The organism is Chamaesiphon sp. GL140_3_metabinner_50 (assembly GCF_025361915.1).
Lineage (GTDB): Bacteria > Cyanobacteriota > Cyanobacteriia > Cyanobacteriales > Chamaesiphonaceae > Chamaesiphon.
The window spans coordinates 1-17150 of sequence record NZ_JANYJC010000295.1; the positions used below are offsets into that span (position 1 = coordinate 1).

A 17150-nucleotide genomic window follows, 5' to 3' on the forward strand; every position below is an offset into this window, starting at 1 on the left:
CAACCGAAATCAAGGAAAATTTCAAACAAGGCGATCGGGTGACGATCGAAGGTCGCTTGGAAATGAATACACTAGAACGCGATGGCTATAAAGAAAAACGCGCGAAGTTAGTTGCCAGTCGCATCTATCATATTATGGCTGCCGATGCGCCTGCGGGTAAGCCGATGGCTACTACCGCCGCACCAAGTTCGTCAGCACAATCTAGCCGCAATACTGCGCCTGCACCGCGTGAGGAGCCACCAGCTTTTGATGCTGGCGATACCGATACAATTCCGTTCTAACAAGAGATGGGAGATGGGAGCTGGGAGAAGCCATTGAGGTAGGGGTAATTCATGAATTACCCCTACCTTAATTTTGTGCCTGGGTGCCCATTTCCAGTGCAGCCAACAATCCGGGTAAAGTATATTCAGTTGCTTCAATGTCTACCTTACCTAATAGATCTAGACAAGTAGCCGAAGTCTGGGGGCCGATCGAAGCGATACATACTTGCTGTTGCCAATCTGCTGGTAAACTGGTGCCGATTAGTTGGTGAAAATGCTTGACGGTTTTAGAGCTGGCAAATGTGAGAATATCTACCTGGCGATTTTGCAGTGCCGCGAGGACGGTAGAATCGATCGCATCGGGGCATTGGGATTGATAAGCGGCTACTTCGATGACTATGGCACCCGAATCGGTAAATTCTCTGACTAATACTTCGCGTCCGCCTGTTTCGACGCGGGGAAATAGAATTTTTTGCCCAGCCGGGGATGTTGGAAAATTACTAATTAAGGCATCGGCGATAAAATTGGGCGGGATGAAGTCGGGGGTAATGCCATGCTGTTGGAGCGATTGGGCGGTTTTTTGTCCGACGACGGCGATGTTAACTCCAGCCAGGGCGCGACTATCTTTGCCAGCATGTTGGAGTCGGGCGAAGACACTGTCTACGGCATTGCTGGAGGTGAGGATCAGCCAGTCGAAATCGGTTAATTTGGCGATCTCGCGATCGAGATCTTGCCAGCTCGTAGGCGGCACGATTTCTAAAGTGGGCATTTCTAGGACGTACGCGCCCCGCGATCGCAACATTTGACTAAATTCGCTCGCTTGTCCGGCAGCACGGGTTACTAGGACGGTTTTGCCTACTAGGAACGGACGATCGACGTGGCCATCTGGTGTTAAATTTGGGTCGATCGGGGATGTGGAATGTCCACATTTGAGATATTCGCGCAATCTCACGACTTGCCCGACGACGATAACTGCTGGCGATAGCTCGATATCGCCAGTTTCCAGCAGAATGCGACCGAGATCTGATACCCAAATTTGCTGCTGGGGAGTACCCGCCCAGCGGATAATGGCGATCGGGGTCTCAATCGATCGATCGTGTTTTAAGAGCTGAGTGACTACGGCGGCAAGTTGCCTAGCTCCCATCAAAATTACCACCGTCGGCATTCGGGCAAGGGCATCCCAATCGAGATCGTCGGGGAGATGGGCAGTAACGACGGCAAACCCACGACTGAGCACCGGATCGGTGAGGGGAATGCCTGCTAGTAGCGGCGCGACTAGGGCTGTGGACAAGCCCGGAACGACTTCATACTGACACCCAGCGGCAATCAGAGCATCAATTTCGGCAGTTACTCGCCCAAAAATAAACGGGTCGCCACTTTTAAGCCGGACTACCATTTGTCCGGTTTGGGCGTATTCGACTAGTAATAGATCGATCTGCGATTGGGGCATACTCGGCTGCCCGCCCCGCTTGCCCACGTCTACCAATATACAAGCGGCGGGAACTAGATCGAGTAACCCCCGATCGACTAGCGCATCATAAATTAACACTTCTGCTTGAGTGAGAATCTGGCTGGCTCGGAGGGTTAAATAAGCGATATCTCCTGGCCCCGCACCCACAATGTATACTTTGCTCATCGAAAAAATTAATTAATTATTATATTCTCAATCCCGATCGCGCCTGCATGTTGAAGATTGGGATGACATCGATCGGTACAACCGCGCATTTTCAAGCGATCCCCATCTGAATTGTCGCTATAGTGGAGAATCGGATAAACCTATCACAGTATCACAAATTGTCGATCGAACTCGTCGATCGTGCCAAATTGGTGTAAGAATATAATATGATTCGATATTGACGAGCGGTTATGCCGATCGAGATCGATAAACCGCAACAGCAGCTTGCAACCATCGGATTAACGAAATCGATACCCGCAACAGCAATTTCCCCGATTGGAGATGCTGTGCCTCCGGCAGGCTCATGCCACCGGATGGGGGAAAAATCATCAGCATTCGCTAGATTTGCTGACGTTGCTAAAAACCCACTACTACCAGGTAAGAGCTTTCATCAAATATACTTAGTTTAATTAATCAAAATATCAACATTGCGTAGATAAATATATGGTCTTGCCCACATCAAGTCATAATCTAGACGCTCGATCGGTTTCATAAATAGGGACATAGTGGATGAACAACGGCAAAGTCAGAATATACGAATTGTCAAAGGAATTGAATTTGGAAAATAAGGATTTATTAGGGATTTGCGAAGACTTAAATATTGTAGTCAAAAGTCACAGTAGCAGTATCTCAGAAGCAGAAGCAGAACAGATCGTCACCGCAGCTAAAGGAAAATTTCCCGATCGTCAAGACAAACCCCGTCAGATCGCGACTGAGAAGGGGGAATCTGTTCCTGCCGTTAAAATCGAGCCGCCAAAACCTGCCGCCCCAAATTCAGCAGTCTCTAGCACGCAGAGTGCGCCCCCACGACCGAGCGAACCCAAAGCCAGAATTTTGCAAATCGAACACAAAAGCGGAGACAAGCCATCGTTGATGCCTCAACCGCCGCTGCCGACCCAACAGCCGCCGTTAAGACCCACCGCTGCCCCCCAGCCTGCGGCCAGTCGTCCGGTCGTCCGACCGACAATTGGCGGTGATGCGGCAACACCCGTTCGCCGTGCGGAAACCAGTGCGATCGAAGGTACTGCACCCGCTCGTGCTGCCAGAGTTCCCGTCCAGCCCCCAGCCCCCAAGCCCCAATTATCTGGCCCGCCAGCGCGACCTGCTGCGGGAGATGGTCAGTTAGGGCAAGACGACCGAGCGGCGAATGGTACCGAAGCAGTAGCCAAATCCGCACCGCCGAGTAAGCCAGTTCCCAAAGCTCCGGTTTCGAGAACCGAGCAGATCGATCGTCCGGCGGTCGGTGCCCCCACGCGCGGCCCAGCTCCTGGTGCGCCGCGCAAACCAGTCGCCAAGGCTGAAAACGCAGCACCACCGCTCAATCGTCCGCCAGCCCGGATCGTTCAAATTAAGCCTCAAGGCAACGGCCCCAAAATTGGTGGAGCGGCTAAAGATCCGGCCAGTACCGACAAAGATGATACGCCAACCACCGTCGATCTCGAACTCAAACGGCCACCACTGCGTAAGCCAATAAATAAAGGCAAAGGCTGGAGTAAAGAAGAGGAAGAAATCGAAACTGCCAAGGCTAAAGTCCCTGCTAAAGGGAAACGAGTCAAAACAGTGGTCATCGATGAAGACGATGAAGATGACGATATCGATGGTAACGATAACTCTACCGAAACGATCGTCAGTTTGTCGATCGCTCGACCTGCTAAACAGAAGATCGGTAGTGGTGGCGGCATCCGCCCAGCATCGGTACCCGCTCAACGCAAGAAGCCCGTCATGAAAGGCGAACGCGACACCAAAGAGCGCAGTAGCAACAACAAACGGGAACAGAAAAGTGCCGTTGAAAAGCCAGAGTCGATTACGCTCATGGGCAGTGTTACCGTCCGCGATTTAGCCGAAATGCTGATGGTAGCGGAAACGGAAATTGTCAAACAGCTCTTCTTTAAAGGCATGGCAATTAGCGTCACCCAAATTCTCGATGCGGCTACCGCCACAATGGTCGCCGAAGAGATGGGTGTTGAAGTAATTACAGGTGTCGAACAAGCAGCGGCGACTAAAGTTACCGAAATGCTCGATCTCGAAGACTTCGACTTACTCCAACGTCGTCCGCCCGTCGTCACGATTATGGGTCACGTCGATCATGGTAAAACTACCTTGCTCGATGCCATTCGATCGACCAAAGTCGCTCAGGGAGAAGCAGGTGGGATCACCCAACACATTGGTGCTTACCATGTGGACATGGTACATGAAGGCGAAACCCAACAGGTGGTTTTCCTCGATACTCCCGGTCACGAAGCCTTCACCGCCATGCGGGCGCGGGGTGCGCGAGTCACAGATATCGCGATCCTCGTGGTTGCGGCTGATGATGGCGTACGTCCACAAACGATCGAAGCAATTCGCCACGCACAAGCAGCAGAAGTACCGATTATCGTCGCCATTAACAAAATCGACAAACCCGGTGCCAACCCCGCTCGTGTCAAACAAGAACTGATTGCCTTCAACCTCCAATCTGAAGACTTGGGTGGCGATACCATTATGGTCGAAGTTAGTGCCCTTAAAGGCGAGAACCTCGACACGCTGCTAGAGATGATTCTCCTAGTTGCCGATGTCGAAGATCTTCAAGCCAATCCCGATCGGACTGCTCGTGGTACGGTAATTGAAGCCCACCTCGACAAAGCCAAAGGCCCTGTAGCTACGCTTCTAGTCCAAAATGGTACCCTCCGCGTTGGCGAAACCCTAGTCGCCGGACACGTATTCGGTAAAGTCCGGGCGATGGTAGACGACCGACTCGCACGAGTCGAAGCGGCTGGCCCATCCTTTGCCGTCGAAGTCCTCGGTTTGAGCGATGTACCGCAAGCTGGTGATGAGTTTGAAGTCTTCATCGAGAAAGAAGCTCGTGCCATTGCCGATGTCCGTTCTGCCGAACGTCGTCAGTCGCGACTCCAACAAATGATGGCATCCCGCCGGGTTACCCTGAACAGCTTATCAGCCAAGGCTCAAGAAGGAGAACTCAAAGAACTCAACTTAATTCTCAAAGCCGACGTTCAAGGTTCTGTAGAAGCAATTCTCGGTTCGCTCCGTCAGTTACCTCAAAACGAAGTCCAAGTCCGCGTTTTACTCTCCGCAGCAGGTGAAATCACCGAAACTGACGTAGATTTAGCCGCAGCCAGTGGTGCCGTAATTATCGGCTTCAATACTACCCTCGCCAGCGGCGCGCGTTCTGCCTCCGATGATGCTGGTGTTGATGTTCGCGAATACAACATCATCTACGCCCTCCTGAGCGACATTCAAGGCGCGATGGAAGGTCTGCTCGACCCCGAACAAGTCGAAGAACCACTCGGTCAAGTGGAAGTTCGGGCAGTATTCCAAGCCGGACGTGGCAACATTGCTGGCTGTTATGTTCTATCGGGTAAAGCCCTGCGGAACTGTAGCATTCGCATTCAACGCAAAGGTCAGTTGGTGTACGACGGCACGCTCGACTCGCTCAAACGGGTCAAGGATGACGTACGCGAAGTCAATGCTGGCTTTGAATGTGGGATTCGCTTAGACAAGTTCAATGACTGGCAAGAAGGCGATATTATCGAAACCTTCCAAATGGTGAGCAAACGACGGACTTTATCGCCCGTTTAGACACTAACTCGGTCTTACTTTTTAAAAACCCAGCTTCTGCTAGAAGTTGGGTTTCTTTAATCGATCGATAAGTCTTTCAACCCTAATAGCAATAGTAAGATTTTATGGAACAAGCATATATTGATGCCCATAATTGGTATACAAAAAACCAACAAAAATTAGGAGCATATCGTGGTGAATGGATTGCTTTTACCAGTGATGGTGTAATTGCTCACGACCGAGAATATCTCAAAACAATTGCCCAAATCGAGCCGGGTAGGAAGGATTTCGTACTAGCCAGAGTTCATGAATATGACTGCTGGGAACCGCCAAGATTTAGAGGTGTCAGGTTTCGCACCATGAAAAGAAATGATTGGCAACCCAGAACTATGGTGCAAATTAATGGGCGAAAAATTATCCAGATCGAAATATTAGTTGATTCGGGGGCAGATTTATCTCTGTTTCCAAAACAATTAGGTTTAGATATCGGACTCTCACTCACCCAAGGAGATATAGTCTATGACGCAATGGGAGTAGGCGGCAGTATTAATTATGTTTTGAGGCAAGTAGAAATGGTTGTCGCCGGAACTATTTTAAGTGTGCCTGTTGCCTGGTTACAATCGGATCTAGATTGCGATGTTCTGTTAGGAAGAGCCGTTATTTTCGATATGTTTGATGTTGAATTCAAGCAAACTAAGCAAGAAATTATCTTTAGAATCGCAGATCCTAAAGATGCTGGCTAATACCGATATCTACTCTACAATTGACGCTTAAACCCCAATAATATACTTCCGCCATTCGGCATGAGCACCATTATTAATTTGAGTTGCTGCTTCGTAGTGTAGACTGCTGTAAGGTCGGCGCGGTTGGGTGTAAAGCAGTAAATTTGCTTCTTTGGGCGTGCGATTGCCCTTTTTGACATTGCAGCGCATACAGGCAGTGATTAAATTTTCCCATGTATCTGGGCCACCGCGCGATCGCGGCATGACATGATCGAGTGTCAAACCATCGCCGCGATGACCACAGTACTGACAGGAGTGGTTATCGCGATTGAGGACATTACGACGGGTGAGGGGAATTTCTCGGTACGGCACCGTGACATAGTGCCGCAAGCGAATCACCGTGGGTAGGGGAAAATCTTTAGCTAAATATTTGCCATTGTGTTCGACTTGTTCTGCTTTTCCCTTGAGCATTAAGATTACCGCACGTCGCCAACCAGTAATGTTTAGCGGCTCGTAGGAAGCATTTAACACCAGCACTTTGCTCATGTCTACTTTAGGACTTTGATACCTATTTCCCCTGATGCTAACACAATTTGCTCTGAGTGTTGGGGAAATTATGACTGTAGATATTCAGGAGATCGATTCGATTGGGCGATCGCCTAAATAATTTGATGCATTTAATTTACAAATCCTCTAATATTCGTTAGATTTATTTACAATACTCTCAAATATTTTTGCTGATATGGCTGACACCCTTACCAAGCTAACTTACCAAACTCTTCAACAGGGAAAGGGATACCTGAGCTTCGCGCACAAAGCCCTCAGCATTCAGGCGCGTAAGGCTCTCAAGCCGAATAATCTCCCGGCAATTCCGGTACCACCAGAGCTGATTACCAAACTTCAGCAGCGTGTCAACGATATTCAAGCCGTCGATTGGCAAGATGCCGAAAATGGGGTTTATCCCACCAGCCTACTCTTCGACGAACCTTGGGTAGATTATTTGCGCCAGTATCCTTTATTGGTAGCCGATCTGCCGAGCATTTGGGCGCGCGCCGATGGCAAAAAGTATCAGGATTTCGATCGAGATATTCAGACTGAAAATTATCCTAGTTACTACGTCCAAAATTTCCACCATCAAACTGGTGGCTACCTGAGCGATTTTTCTGCCAATGTATACGATTTGCAAGTCGAGATTTTATTCGGTGGTAGTGCCGATGCGATGCGCCGCCGGATTTTAGCTCCGCTCAAAGCTGGCTTACAAGCCTTCAGCGATGTACCTGCCAAGCAAATTCGGATTCTGGACACAGCGTGCGGTACAGCGCGAACTCTCCGCGCCATCAGGGCAATGTTACCACAGGCTTCGTTATTTGGTGTCGATCTTTCCGATGCCTACTTGCGAAAAGCGAACGAACAGCTTGCCGACATGCCAGGATCGCTAGTGCAGTTATTAGAGGGCAATATTGAAGAGTTGCCCTATGTCGATAACTACTTCCACGCCGTTACTTGTGTATTTCTATTCCACGAACTCCCGCCTGCTGTACGTCAAAATGCGATCGCAGAATGTTACCGCGTCCTCAAGCCGGGTGGCACTTTCATCATCTGCGATTCGATTCAGGTGAGCGATTCGCCAGAGTTAGAGGCAATGATGCACATGTTTCATGAGACTTTCCACGAGCCTTACTATCGTAGCTACATGGAAGACGATTTAATCGATCGACTAGAGCAAGCTGGCTTCGCGGAAGTACTGCCTAGTGAAATACATTTTATGAGCAAATATTTAGTAGCTAGAAAGTAGCAATCCGATCGATTGAGGGTAGGAGTAATTCATGAATTACCCCTACCCTCAGCGGTTAGAATAATTGAAATAATTGTAATCCAGGTTGCTACCGACAACCTCAGCGGTTTCTAACCGCTGCTAATAGTGCAAAGTCCGCCTTTGCGGACTAATAAACCAGTCCGCGAAGGCGGACTTTGCACCACTAGCCGCGACTTTAGTCGCAGGCATTTCTGGGCAGCAACTTGAATTATCCTAGATAGCGCAATTCACTTACTTCATCTGCCGATAATTCCCAGCCCAATGCTCCCGCGTTTTGATCTACCTGAGCCGCAGTTTTGATCCCTGGAATGGGAATGACACCAGGCTGACAAATCAGCCAGTTGAGAGCCACCTGAGCGGGAGTTTTAGCGTATTTATCGCCTAGCTCGGTGAGTTTATTTAAGACGGGTTGTAGCTTCTGTAACCCCGCCGCCTGAAAACGTCGATCGAGACTGCGCGCGCCAGTAGGTGGATTGCTGGCTGTATACTTACCTGTAAGCAACCCTTGAGCTAACGGGCTATATGCCAAAATAGTGACACCCAATTCTCGCGCCGCCACTATTACACCATTTGTCTCAATTTCGCGGGTAATTAGCGAATACCGCATTTGATTGACAGCTAAAGGCACCCCGCGCCGTGCTAATAATCGATGAGCCTCGCGGAGTTGCTCGGCATTATAATTACTCACGCCGACAGCCTTAACGCGCCCTTGCTCTACCTCATCAGCCAACGCATCCATCAAGCCCGATTGACTCAGAAATGACGGTGCGGGAAAATGAACTTGATACAGATCGATCGAGGGCATCTTCAACCGTTTTAAACTAGCAGTTACCGCATCGGCAACATCTTCTTTCCGAAACCGCCAGGGTAAGGGCATATATTTAGTCGCAATCTGCGTCGTCGCATGGGTTTCTTTGATAAATTTACCCAATAGCTCCTCAGATTTACCCAAGCCATACACCTCAGCAGTATCGAGAAACGTAATCCCTTTAGCGACTGCGGCTTGAAAAGCCAAGCGCAGCTCGATTTCACCATAATCTTTACCATAGCCCCAAAATAACGAATCGCCCCAAGCCCAAGTACCAAATCCCAGCGGTGTAACTTCAATACCTGTATTACCGAGCGTGGTAGTTGCCATAATTTAGAATTAAGAAAGAAGAATGTATCTTAATTCTAACTAAATAGATTAATCTTTATCTTGATGCCCTGTGCGCTCTCTGTCTCTTTGGCGGAGCATCTCCTAAGGAGAATCTGCGCGCATCACCGTTGGGGAACAGATGCGTGCAAAAATCGCTGCGCCTCTGTCTTGATTCGCTAAACCGTCGGGGAACAAAGGCGTGCGCGAATCGCTGCGGTTAATAAAAAATCTCTAATCAGTTGCTAAAATCAGAGCTATAAATAATTTATGGACGATCGAACTATTGATTGGGAACAGCAAAGAGCATGGGTAGAAATCGATCGATCGGCACTAGCTCATAATGTCCGCCAAATCAGAAGCTTATTGGCACCCGATACCCAAATTATGGCAGTAATCAAAGCCGATGGTTATGGGCATGGGGCGATCGAAGTCGCTCGAACTATTATCGCTAATGGTGTTGAGTGGTTGGCTGTCGCGACAGTTACCGAAGGGATCGAACTCAGAACCGCAGGCATCTTCGCGCCGATTATGATTTTAGGCGCAGTCAATAGTTACGTCGAGATCGAGGCGATCGTTAAATGGCAGCTACAACCGACATTATGCACGATCGACCAAGCAATTCTGCTCTCTAAAACCATTGTGAATTTAGAGTCACCGCTCCCGCTCTCCGTCCATCTCAAGCTCGATACTGGCATGTCTAGATTGGGGGCAGATTGGCAGCAGGCAGCGGCTTTTTATGATGAAGTCTCCAATTTGCCATATTTACAAATCGGCAGCTTGTACTCTCATCTAGCCACCGCTGACGACATCGATCCGACGGTGATGGAGCTACAAATCGATCGCTTCGATCGCGCACAAGCCGCCATCGTCGCCGCAGGTTATCAGCTACCGCCCAGACATTTAGCAAACTCCGCCGGGATCGTGGTAACCGATCGAGTCCACTACCAATTAGTCCGACCGGGACTGAGTTTATATGGACTTTACCCCGCACCACACCTCAAAGCTGCGATCGATCTCCAGCCAGTGATGAGCGTCAGAGCGCGGGTTTCTCAAGTCAAAGTAATTACCACCGGAACGGGCGTAAGTTATGGTTATCGGTATATTGCCGATCGGGATATGCCGATCGCGATCGTCGAAATTGGCTATGCTGACGGCATCCCCCGCCGTTTGTCCGATCGAATGCAAGTCGCAATTAGGGGTAAACTAGTGCCGCAAATTGGCACGATTACGATGGATCGAATCGTACTCGATATCAGTCAGATTCCCGATCTTCAGGTGGGCGAAATCGTCACTATTTTAGGACGCGACGGCGCGGTAGAAATTACTGCCGATGATTGGGCAAATGAGTTAGGGACAATCTCTTGGGAAATCCTCTGTGGATTTAAACATCGATTGCCACGAGTAAATAGGAATTGATTACTCTGGCGATCGATTCCTACTGACACGCAAACTTTTTACAATTGACTTGTCGGAGTGTATACACATCTCTGTTAAGAAGCGAACTCGGTGGGAATCCCCCTAAATCCCCCTTGAAAAGCGGATGCGCGCACCGTCCTTTGTTCCCCGACAGTGAAAGCGCAACCTTGCAGGGGGACTTCCGGATCCGGTTCCCCCTGTCTTGTCTCGCTGTCTTGTCGTTTTTTTATATCTACTGTCGGAGAGGCTCCGCCAACGGGGGTTCCCCTAGACATAAAAACGCCGCTTTTATGTGCGGGGGAACCCCGCCCATAGCGAGCCGCTTTTGAAGGGGGGTTAGGGGGGATTATCTCAAAACGAAGTCCATCCGACTTGTGTATGCACCGTAGCCTGTGCAGAAGAACGAGCATCGACTATGGTTCGATAAAAGTATCGACACTACCATCGGGTTGAAGTAGCACCCGAATCTTCTGTTCGCCGCCACCATCTGCTGGCGTGAGCAATTTTTGTCCGGGTTTGATAAATTTAGTCTGCTGAAGATAGGTAGTGGCTGCTTCTCCTTGAGGAGCTACAGCACGGACGACACCACTTTTACCATTTACTTGCAAAACGTATTGCAATGCATTTTGTTGAGTGGTGCTAGCTTTCCACTTGCCTTCAAAGTAGCGTTTGGTTTCCTGAAGGGAAGAATTCTCTACTGGATCGCCGCTAAAACCGCCCGCATTGGACTGTAACGGTTGGGTGGGAGTTGCCGCAGGTTGTGGGGTTTTGGTTTCTGGGCTGTTCTGGTTGAGGTCGATCAGGTTGGGGTTTTTGGGGACTGGCGTAAACGGATCGGAGCTGTTGGGCGATCCGGCTGGATTCGGCTTTGCAGATTGGGGTCTAGGTTTGGCAGGAGCGAGGGCTGGGGTTGTTGTAGTGGCGGTTGTTTTCGGTTTTAAAGAGCGAGTTACCGGATCGATCTTTCCGGCTGCGTCTATCCCTGCTCGATCGAACGGAATTGGGGTTGTCGGCTTAGTGGCGACTGGGGATGGGAAAGCTGAGGGGACTGAAATTGGTTGTTTGGAGATCGATACTTTACCCGAAGTTTCGGCATCGATCGGTAATTGCCCGATCGTTGTAGTCGCAGCGGGTTTGGTAGTTGCTGTCACTAGAGGCTTAGTCGCAGTTTTACTCGTTGGCGTTGGTTTGGCGGTAGCGAGTGGCTTGGTTGCAGTTGTCGCTGTAGTTGCCGTTCCAGTTCCATCGATCGTTGGCACCGTGCCACCAGGACTCAAAATCGCATCGGGAATCGCCGCAATGCCGATCTTACTGGTGTCTGGAGTTGCAGTAACTTGAGTAGGATCTGAGATCGCAACTTTAGTAGGATCTGTTGGTTTAACAGTAGTTTTAGGTGGCTCGACTGGTTGCGCTTGCCACGGCGTAGGGGTCGCACCAACAATCGGCACGGTAGTATCGGTTTTAGTCGCGGGATCTTTTGGTGTTTTGGCGGTGATGGTGGTAGTGACTTTTTTAGTACCCGTCAAGCTGGGTATTTTGAGCTGACTCGCGAGATCTTTGACAGGATTAGCGTTAGGGTCGAGTAATAATAATGGCAAACCTACTGCTGCGGCAGCGGCGATCGCCCACGGAATCCCAGACATGAATGACGACGATTTGCGGGGGATGCGAACTGGATAATAAGCTGGACGCTCTGAGTGTTGCGCGGGTATTCCGGGTAAATTTGGCACGCCTGGAATTGCCGGGGCGATCGCCTCTGAAGCGCGCTCTCCACGACTGTAAATACTATTACGGCTCAAGACATTGGGACGATCGTTGGGGGTTGCGTGTTCGGCAGTATATTCATCTAACACCGCCGCCAAATCGAACAGTTGAATTGCGGACAAAGTTAACACGCTACCAGATGCTGCCGTGGCGAGATTGCCTAAATGGAGCTGATGTTCGAGCGATCGTTCGCCCACTCCCGTCAGGTATGGTTGAGTGGGTACTGGTGCGCCTGCTGGAGTCGCTCCAGCGGCTGAATTTAAAGGGGTAGACAAGGGTTGCGACTCGCGACGTTGGGGCTTTTGCCAGCGACCGAGCAGTCGGGAAATACTCGGTTTTTCCTCAAAACCGGATTGGGGATTGGGGGGAATTGCTGGGGGTATTGGTGGAAGGCTATCGCGCAATCCTGGTAGATTCCTGAGAATGCCTGCTCTGGGTGATGACTCATCATCGATGCGGGGATCTCGTAAGGGTTGCGGCGGGATCTCTGCTGGTGGTTCGCTGGAGGTAGGGTCTGCTGGTGCCCGATCTTCAATCTGGGCGATCGGGTGTGGAAATTTGGCAACCAGGGCGGCAATGTACGTATTAACAGTCTGGTGGAGGCGATCTAGTTGACTGGGTTGTCCTTGGAGTGTCACCCGATCGATTTCTCCCAGATCCGACTGCTCTAGCTCCAAAATAAAATCAACGGGACTGGGTGGTTGCGCTTGGTTCCGAGCTGGTTGTACTTCCTTACTGGAAACAACTAGAGTACAAGTAGGTGCAGTATAGGTGCGAGTCGTCAAGTGGTTGGATTCCATGTTGATGCTGAAAGTATAGTCGATCTGGGTTAGTTCGAGTGGGAGCTACGGAAACTACGGCTTATTGAGATCTTTGTAATAATGCCGTCCAAAGTCGTTGATGTCCATTGGGGCTACCATAGAATAATAGTCCGATCTGCAAGTTTAAAGCGGTCTGAGCCAGTTCTTCAAATGATAAATTCCCCGTCCCGATCCGAGCTTGATATATGGTAATAAAATTACCAATGTAATCTGCAAGTGGTGGAGATTGGATCGGTAAGCGATCGGCTTGGATCGTTTCCTGCCAATAATTAATATTGCGCCGTACCAGCGGTTGATGCACTCGTGCTAGATAATGAAAAATTAATACTAACGCGCGGATCTGCTGGATATTATACTCTCCGTGCGACCCAACGCGATCGATCGACCAGTCATCGAGCCAGTCTGAGACGATCGGTTCTACTTGTAATTCTTGGGCGATTTTTCGCAGTTCGCTCGGATCGAGTGGAGTCAGTGCGGCGATCGCGATCGAAATCGCATCTAATTCGGCGGTAATTCGCTGTAGCTGAGAGGGGTCGAGTTTGGCGGTAAGTAATAGATCGTCCAACTTAGGTGTTGATGCAGGCATCATTTCGCGAGAAAACATAGGATTGAAGGCATACAATCGCCTAGTTCGACATCTATAAAGTTAGACAAACCAGCATTCGACAGTGTTCGACACTAACACTGAAGTCTTAAAGATAGTAATTGTTAAAGGTTTGGTAACCAGCGATCTCTGTGCAAACCGCTCGAACTTCAGATGCGATTTTAATCATTGTACCACAGTGTCCTCGATCCAAATCCCAGCATACCGATCGCCATTGCCATCTACCACTGCGACTGGTGCGGATAATCCTGCTGGATACAACACACGCGGCGGCTAGGTTTTGGTAGAATATAAATATAAAAACTGTCCATCACCAACTAAATCGCTGCAACACTAGCAACAGCGACCCGCACGAAGCGATCGCTTCATCGTCTTAACGACCAGTGGACAATCGAGGTGACTTTTTCTAAAATAGAGCAAATTAACATGCGGGATCGTTGTCAGTGTCTTCGTGCCGATCGGGTAGCATTATCGTCTACAATCGATCGTCGTCAATTTTTGCGCCATCTGGTAGGTGGGGTAGGAGTGCTGACTACAGCTAGTACGATCGCTCCGGCTGCGGCGAGAGCCGAAAAAAAAGTCCCCAAAGCTCTAGTCCTCAGTTGTATCGATTATCGGATTCTGGAAGCAGAACGATATTTTCTCTCGCTCCAAAATTTGAGCGGACAGTACGACTTTACAGCTCTAGCGGGGGCTTCCTTAGCTTTAAGTGGAATGCCCCATCAGTATGATGCCGACGCATTCTGGGATCAGTTGGATATCTCTTATCGACTCCACCAGATCAAAAAAGTGTTGATTCTCGATCACCAAGACTGCGCCGTATATAAGTACAAAATCGACCCCAGTCTGACCGACAACCCCGAATTGGAACTCACCACCCATACGGAATACCTCAGCCGCGCGTATTGGGCGATTCGCGATCGCTATCCAGATCTCAATATCGAACTTTACTTTGTCAACCTCAATACCGATGTCAAACAAATATCGCCCCTAGCCAAAGCTTAGTCGCATATTTTGTCAGAATTACCACAATGGATAGATCGACAGCCAGCGCGAACGGAGACATATTTTTGCACTTGCCAATGATGCTCGTCCCCAAAATGTTAATTCCCCTCACAAATATGGCAATAATAAAACTGAAGCTACACTAGAAGATATCCAAGTCTCGATGGCAAGTCGCTCGCGCACTCACTAAGTAAATACAAACACCCATTATCGGGTGCAGGTATAAAGGACACAAAAAAATATATGGAAAATAGTTCCCCGGTCAAATCGAAGCGATTTTATAAGTCATTGTGGCGATTAGCGGCTGGCTTGCCGATCGTCTTGGGAGTTGCCTGGAGTACACCAGTTTTGGCGAAAAACGATCCTAACACGCTTACCTATGGAGAACTATTTAAGGAAGTCGATCGGGGTGTAGTGTCGAAACTAGAACTCGATCCGGTTACTAAAATTGCCAAAGTCACCGTCGCCGATGCCACCGCACCGGGCAAAATGCGGATTAAAGAAGCAGTGTTGCTAGACGATAACGCCGAACTGTATAACAAACTCAATAACAAGAACGTCGAATTTAGCGTCCAGAAATCGGCTGATAAAAATGCGATCGTCGGACTGCTAGGCAACGTTTTACTATTAGTCTTCGTAATTACGATTTTATCGGCAATCATTCGCCGATCGGGCAATGCTGGCGGACAGGCGATGAATTTTGGCAAATCTCGCGCGCGCTTCCAGATGCAAGCCAAAACAGGCGTGATGTTTGATGATGTGGCGGGAATAGAAGAAGCCAAAGAAGAACTTCAAGAAGTCGTTACCTTCTTACAAGAACCCGAACGGTTTACCTCCGTCGGTGCCAAAATTCCCAAAGGTGTGCTGCTCGTCGGATCGCCAGGAACGGGTAAAACCCTCATGGCTAAGGCGATCGCCGGGGAAGCTGGCGTACCATTTTTTAGCATCTCTGGCTCAGAATTCGTCGAAATGTTCGTTGGGGTCGGTGCCTCTCGCGTCCGCGACTTATTTAAAAAAGCCAAAGAAAATGCACCATGCCTGATCTACATTGATGAAATCGACGCAGTGGGTCGTCAGCGGGGCGTGGGCATCGGTGGCGGCAACGACGAGCGCGAACAGACCCTCAACCAACTCCTGACCGAGATGGACGGATTTGAGGGCAATAACGGCGTAATTATCATCGCGGCTACCAACCGCCCCGACGTACTCGATACCGCACTCTTACGTCCCGGACGATTCGATCGTCAAGTCCAAGTCGATCCCCCCGACTACAAAGGGCGATTGGCAATTTTAAAAGTCCACATTCGCGACAAGAAAGCCGATCCCGAACTCTCTCTAGAAGCCATCGCGCGCCGTACTACTGGGTTTACAGGTGCAGACTTAGCCAACTTATTAAACGAAGCGGCAATCTTTACCGCTCGTCGGCACAAAGACGCGATTACCATTACTGAAGTGGATGATGCGATCGATCGCGTCAAGGCAGGGATGGAAGGTAAGGCGGTCATGGATGGTAAATTTAAGCGGATGACTGCTTATCACGAAATCGGTCACGCCTTACTAATTACTCTCCTCAAAGAACACGACCCACTGCAAAAAGTCACCGTCTTACCTCGCGGTCAAGCCATCGGTTTAACTTGGTCGATGCCTAATGAAGAACACGGATTAGAAACCCGTGCCAAGCTGATGGCAATGATTACTGTCAAACTGGGCGGTCGCGCTGCCGAAGAAATTGTCTTTGGTAAAGATGAAGTTGATTCTGGTGCCAGTAGCGACATCCAAAGCCTCACCCAAATTGCGCGGTGGATGGTCGCTCAAATGGGTATGTCCGAACTCGGACTAGTCGCAATGGATACCGATCGTCAAGAGTATTCCGAAACCATTGCCGCTCAAATCGATCGAGAGGTGCGTAAAATTGTGAAGGAGTGCTACGAGCAAGCGATCGATATTCTTCAATCTCATCGTAATTTGATGGATATTTTGGCAGAAATCTTGATCGATAAAGAGACAATTGATGGCGATGAGTTTCGTCAAATTGTCGATCGCGAAACTGGTCGCAATGAGACAAGCAAGGCTAAACCAGCTCTAGCAAGCTCTTAAACAGATTTAACTCTAAAACTACCACCACCTTACCAACTGCGAGTAAGGTGGTGTTTTTAGTGGGGTATGTATCGATATCGAGGGAGATGCGGCGATTTCTTCTGCTTCTACTCGCAAGATGGGTACTCTAGATTGTAGTAGGTTTAGGCTTTAGGTTTTTGAAGTAATTTGCACTTCCTACTCCCTACTCCTTAACCTGAGTTCGGGATAAGCAAAATTGATTTGCTTCGTTTCTGCACCGCCCTCAAATGAATTTGAGGGCGGTGCAGAAACGAAG

At 49.4% G+C, this 17150-nt stretch carries 12 protein-coding genes and 1 pseudogene; 7 read left to right on the plus strand and 6 right to left on the minus strand.

The annotated features are described in order from the left end of the window. Positions 1–281 (plus strand): annotated as a pseudogene (locus Q0R35_RS14350) (single-stranded DNA-binding protein); the annotation flags it as partial. Between the two features lie 67 nt (positions 282–348). On the opposite strand, the gene cobA reads toward Q0R35_RS14350, so the two are convergent. Together cobA and Q0R35_RS14360 are read right to left on the minus strand one after the other, a co-directional pair. Then, positions 349–1896, minus strand: coding sequence for a uroporphyrinogen-III C-methyltransferase (gene cobA / locus Q0R35_RS14355; RefSeq protein WP_295619571.1), 1548 nt, complete (start codon positions 1894–1896; stop codon positions 349–351). Positions 1897–2124: 228 nt separating this feature from the next. Then, the gene (locus Q0R35_RS14360; RefSeq protein ID WP_295619575.1) at positions 2125–2271 is read right to left on the minus strand and encodes a hypothetical protein; all 147 of its coding nucleotides are present in this window, start codon (positions 2269–2271) and stop codon (positions 2125–2127) included. A 174-nt stretch (positions 2272–2445) separates the two neighbouring features. Here Q0R35_RS14360 and infB point away from each other — a divergent pair, with 174 nt between their 5' ends. Next, entirely contained in the window at positions 2446–5511 is a 3066-nt protein-coding gene (infB, locus tag Q0R35_RS14365) for a translation initiation factor IF-2 (protein WP_295619578.1), read from the plus strand. Positions 5512–5615: 104 nt separating this feature from the next. Beyond that, positions 5616–6233 (plus strand): retropepsin-like aspartic protease, encoded by a 618-nt coding sequence (locus tag Q0R35_RS14370; RefSeq protein ID WP_295619581.1) that lies wholly within the window; start codon positions 5616–5618, stop codon positions 6231–6233. A gap of 27 nt (positions 6234–6260) precedes the next feature. Here the strand turns inward: Q0R35_RS14370 and Q0R35_RS14375 are convergent, their stop codons facing one another. Beyond that, positions 6261–6758: an HNH endonuclease gene (locus tag Q0R35_RS14375; protein ID WP_295619583.1), complete on the minus strand. Its 498-nt coding sequence runs from the start codon at positions 6756–6758 to the stop codon at positions 6261–6263. Between the two features lie 196 nt (positions 6759–6954). On the opposite strand from Q0R35_RS14375, the gene Q0R35_RS14380 reads away from it, so the two are divergent. Beyond that, positions 6955–8007, plus strand: coding sequence for a class I SAM-dependent methyltransferase (locus Q0R35_RS14380; protein WP_295619586.1), 1053 nt, complete (start codon positions 6955–6957; stop codon positions 8005–8007). Between the two features lie 229 nt (positions 8008–8236). Here Q0R35_RS14380 and Q0R35_RS14385 read toward each other — a convergent pair whose 3' ends face one another. Further along, positions 8237–9166 carry an aldo/keto reductase gene (locus Q0R35_RS14385; RefSeq protein WP_295619588.1) on the minus strand — a complete coding sequence of 310 codons (930 nt, stop codon included), beginning with the start codon at positions 9164–9166 and terminating at the stop codon, positions 8237–8239. Positions 9167–9433: 267 nt separating this feature from the next. Between Q0R35_RS14385 and alr the strand changes: the two genes are divergently transcribed. Beyond that, a complete protein-coding gene (gene alr, locus Q0R35_RS14390; RefSeq protein WP_295619591.1) occupies positions 9434–10582 on the plus strand; it encodes an alanine racemase in 1149 nt (382 codons plus the stop codon). Between the two features lie 413 nt (positions 10583–10995). On the opposite strand, the gene Q0R35_RS14395 is transcribed toward alr, so the two are convergent. Beyond that, on the minus strand, positions 10996–13146 hold the full coding sequence (locus Q0R35_RS14395) for a DUF4335 domain-containing protein (protein ID WP_295619594.1): 2151 nt from the start codon (positions 13144–13146) through the stop codon (positions 10996–10998). A gap of 61 nt (positions 13147–13207) precedes the next feature. Then, positions 13208–13771: a DUF3038 domain-containing protein gene (locus Q0R35_RS14400; RefSeq protein WP_295619598.1), complete on the minus strand. Its 564-nt coding sequence runs from the start codon at positions 13769–13771 to the stop codon at positions 13208–13210. Positions 13772–14197: 426 nt separating this feature from the next. On the opposite strand from Q0R35_RS14400, the gene Q0R35_RS14405 reads away from it, so the two are divergent. Both Q0R35_RS14405 and ftsH read left to right on the plus strand, forming a co-directional pair. After that, positions 14198–14776, plus strand: a complete 579-nt coding sequence (locus tag Q0R35_RS14405; RefSeq protein ID WP_295619601.1) for a carbonic anhydrase — start codon at positions 14198–14200, stop codon at positions 14774–14776. Between the two features lie 243 nt (positions 14777–15019). Beyond that, on the plus strand, positions 15020–16873 hold the full coding sequence (gene ftsH / locus Q0R35_RS14410; protein ID WP_295619604.1) for an ATP-dependent zinc metalloprotease FtsH: 1854 nt from the start codon (positions 15020–15022) through the stop codon (positions 16871–16873). The last annotated feature ends 277 nt before the right edge of the window (positions 16874–17150 follow it).

Bases quoted from the DNA above. Each gene is read 5' to 3' on its own strand.
- cobA (WP_295619571.1), bottom strand. From the start codon at position 1,896: ATGAGCAAAGTATACATTGTGGGTGCGGGGCCAGGAGATATCGCTTAT.
- Q0R35_RS14360 (WP_295619575.1), bottom strand. From the start codon at position 2,271: ATGCTGATGATTTTTCCCCCATCCGGTGGCATGAGCCTGCCGGAGGCA.
- infB (WP_295619578.1), top strand. From the start codon at position 2,446: ATGAACAACGGCAAAGTCAGAATATACGAATTGTCAAAGGAATTGAAT.
- Q0R35_RS14370 (WP_295619581.1), top strand. From the start codon at position 5,616: ATGGAACAAGCATATATTGATGCCCATAATTGGTATACAAAAAACCAA.
- Q0R35_RS14375 (WP_295619583.1), bottom strand. From the start codon at position 6,758: ATGAGCAAAGTGCTGGTGTTAAATGCTTCCTACGAGCCGCTAAACATT.
- Q0R35_RS14380 (WP_295619586.1), top strand. From the start codon at position 6,955: ATGGCTGACACCCTTACCAAGCTAACTTACCAAACTCTTCAACAGGGA.
- Q0R35_RS14385 (WP_295619588.1), bottom strand. From the start codon at position 9,166: ATGGCAACTACCACGCTCGGTAATACAGGTATTGAAGTTACACCGCTG.
- alr (WP_295619591.1), top strand. From the start codon at position 9,434: ATGGACGATCGAACTATTGATTGGGAACAGCAAAGAGCATGGGTAGAA.
- Q0R35_RS14395 (WP_295619594.1), bottom strand. From the start codon at position 13,146: ATGGAATCCAACCACTTGACGACTCGCACCTATACTGCACCTACTTGT.
- Q0R35_RS14400 (WP_295619598.1), bottom strand. From the start codon at position 13,771: ATGTTTTCTCGCGAAATGATGCCTGCATCAACACCTAAGTTGGACGAT.
- Q0R35_RS14405 (WP_295619601.1), top strand. From the start codon at position 14,198: ATGCGGGATCGTTGTCAGTGTCTTCGTGCCGATCGGGTAGCATTATCG.
- ftsH (WP_295619604.1), top strand. From the start codon at position 15,020: ATGGAAAATAGTTCCCCGGTCAAATCGAAGCGATTTTATAAGTCATTG.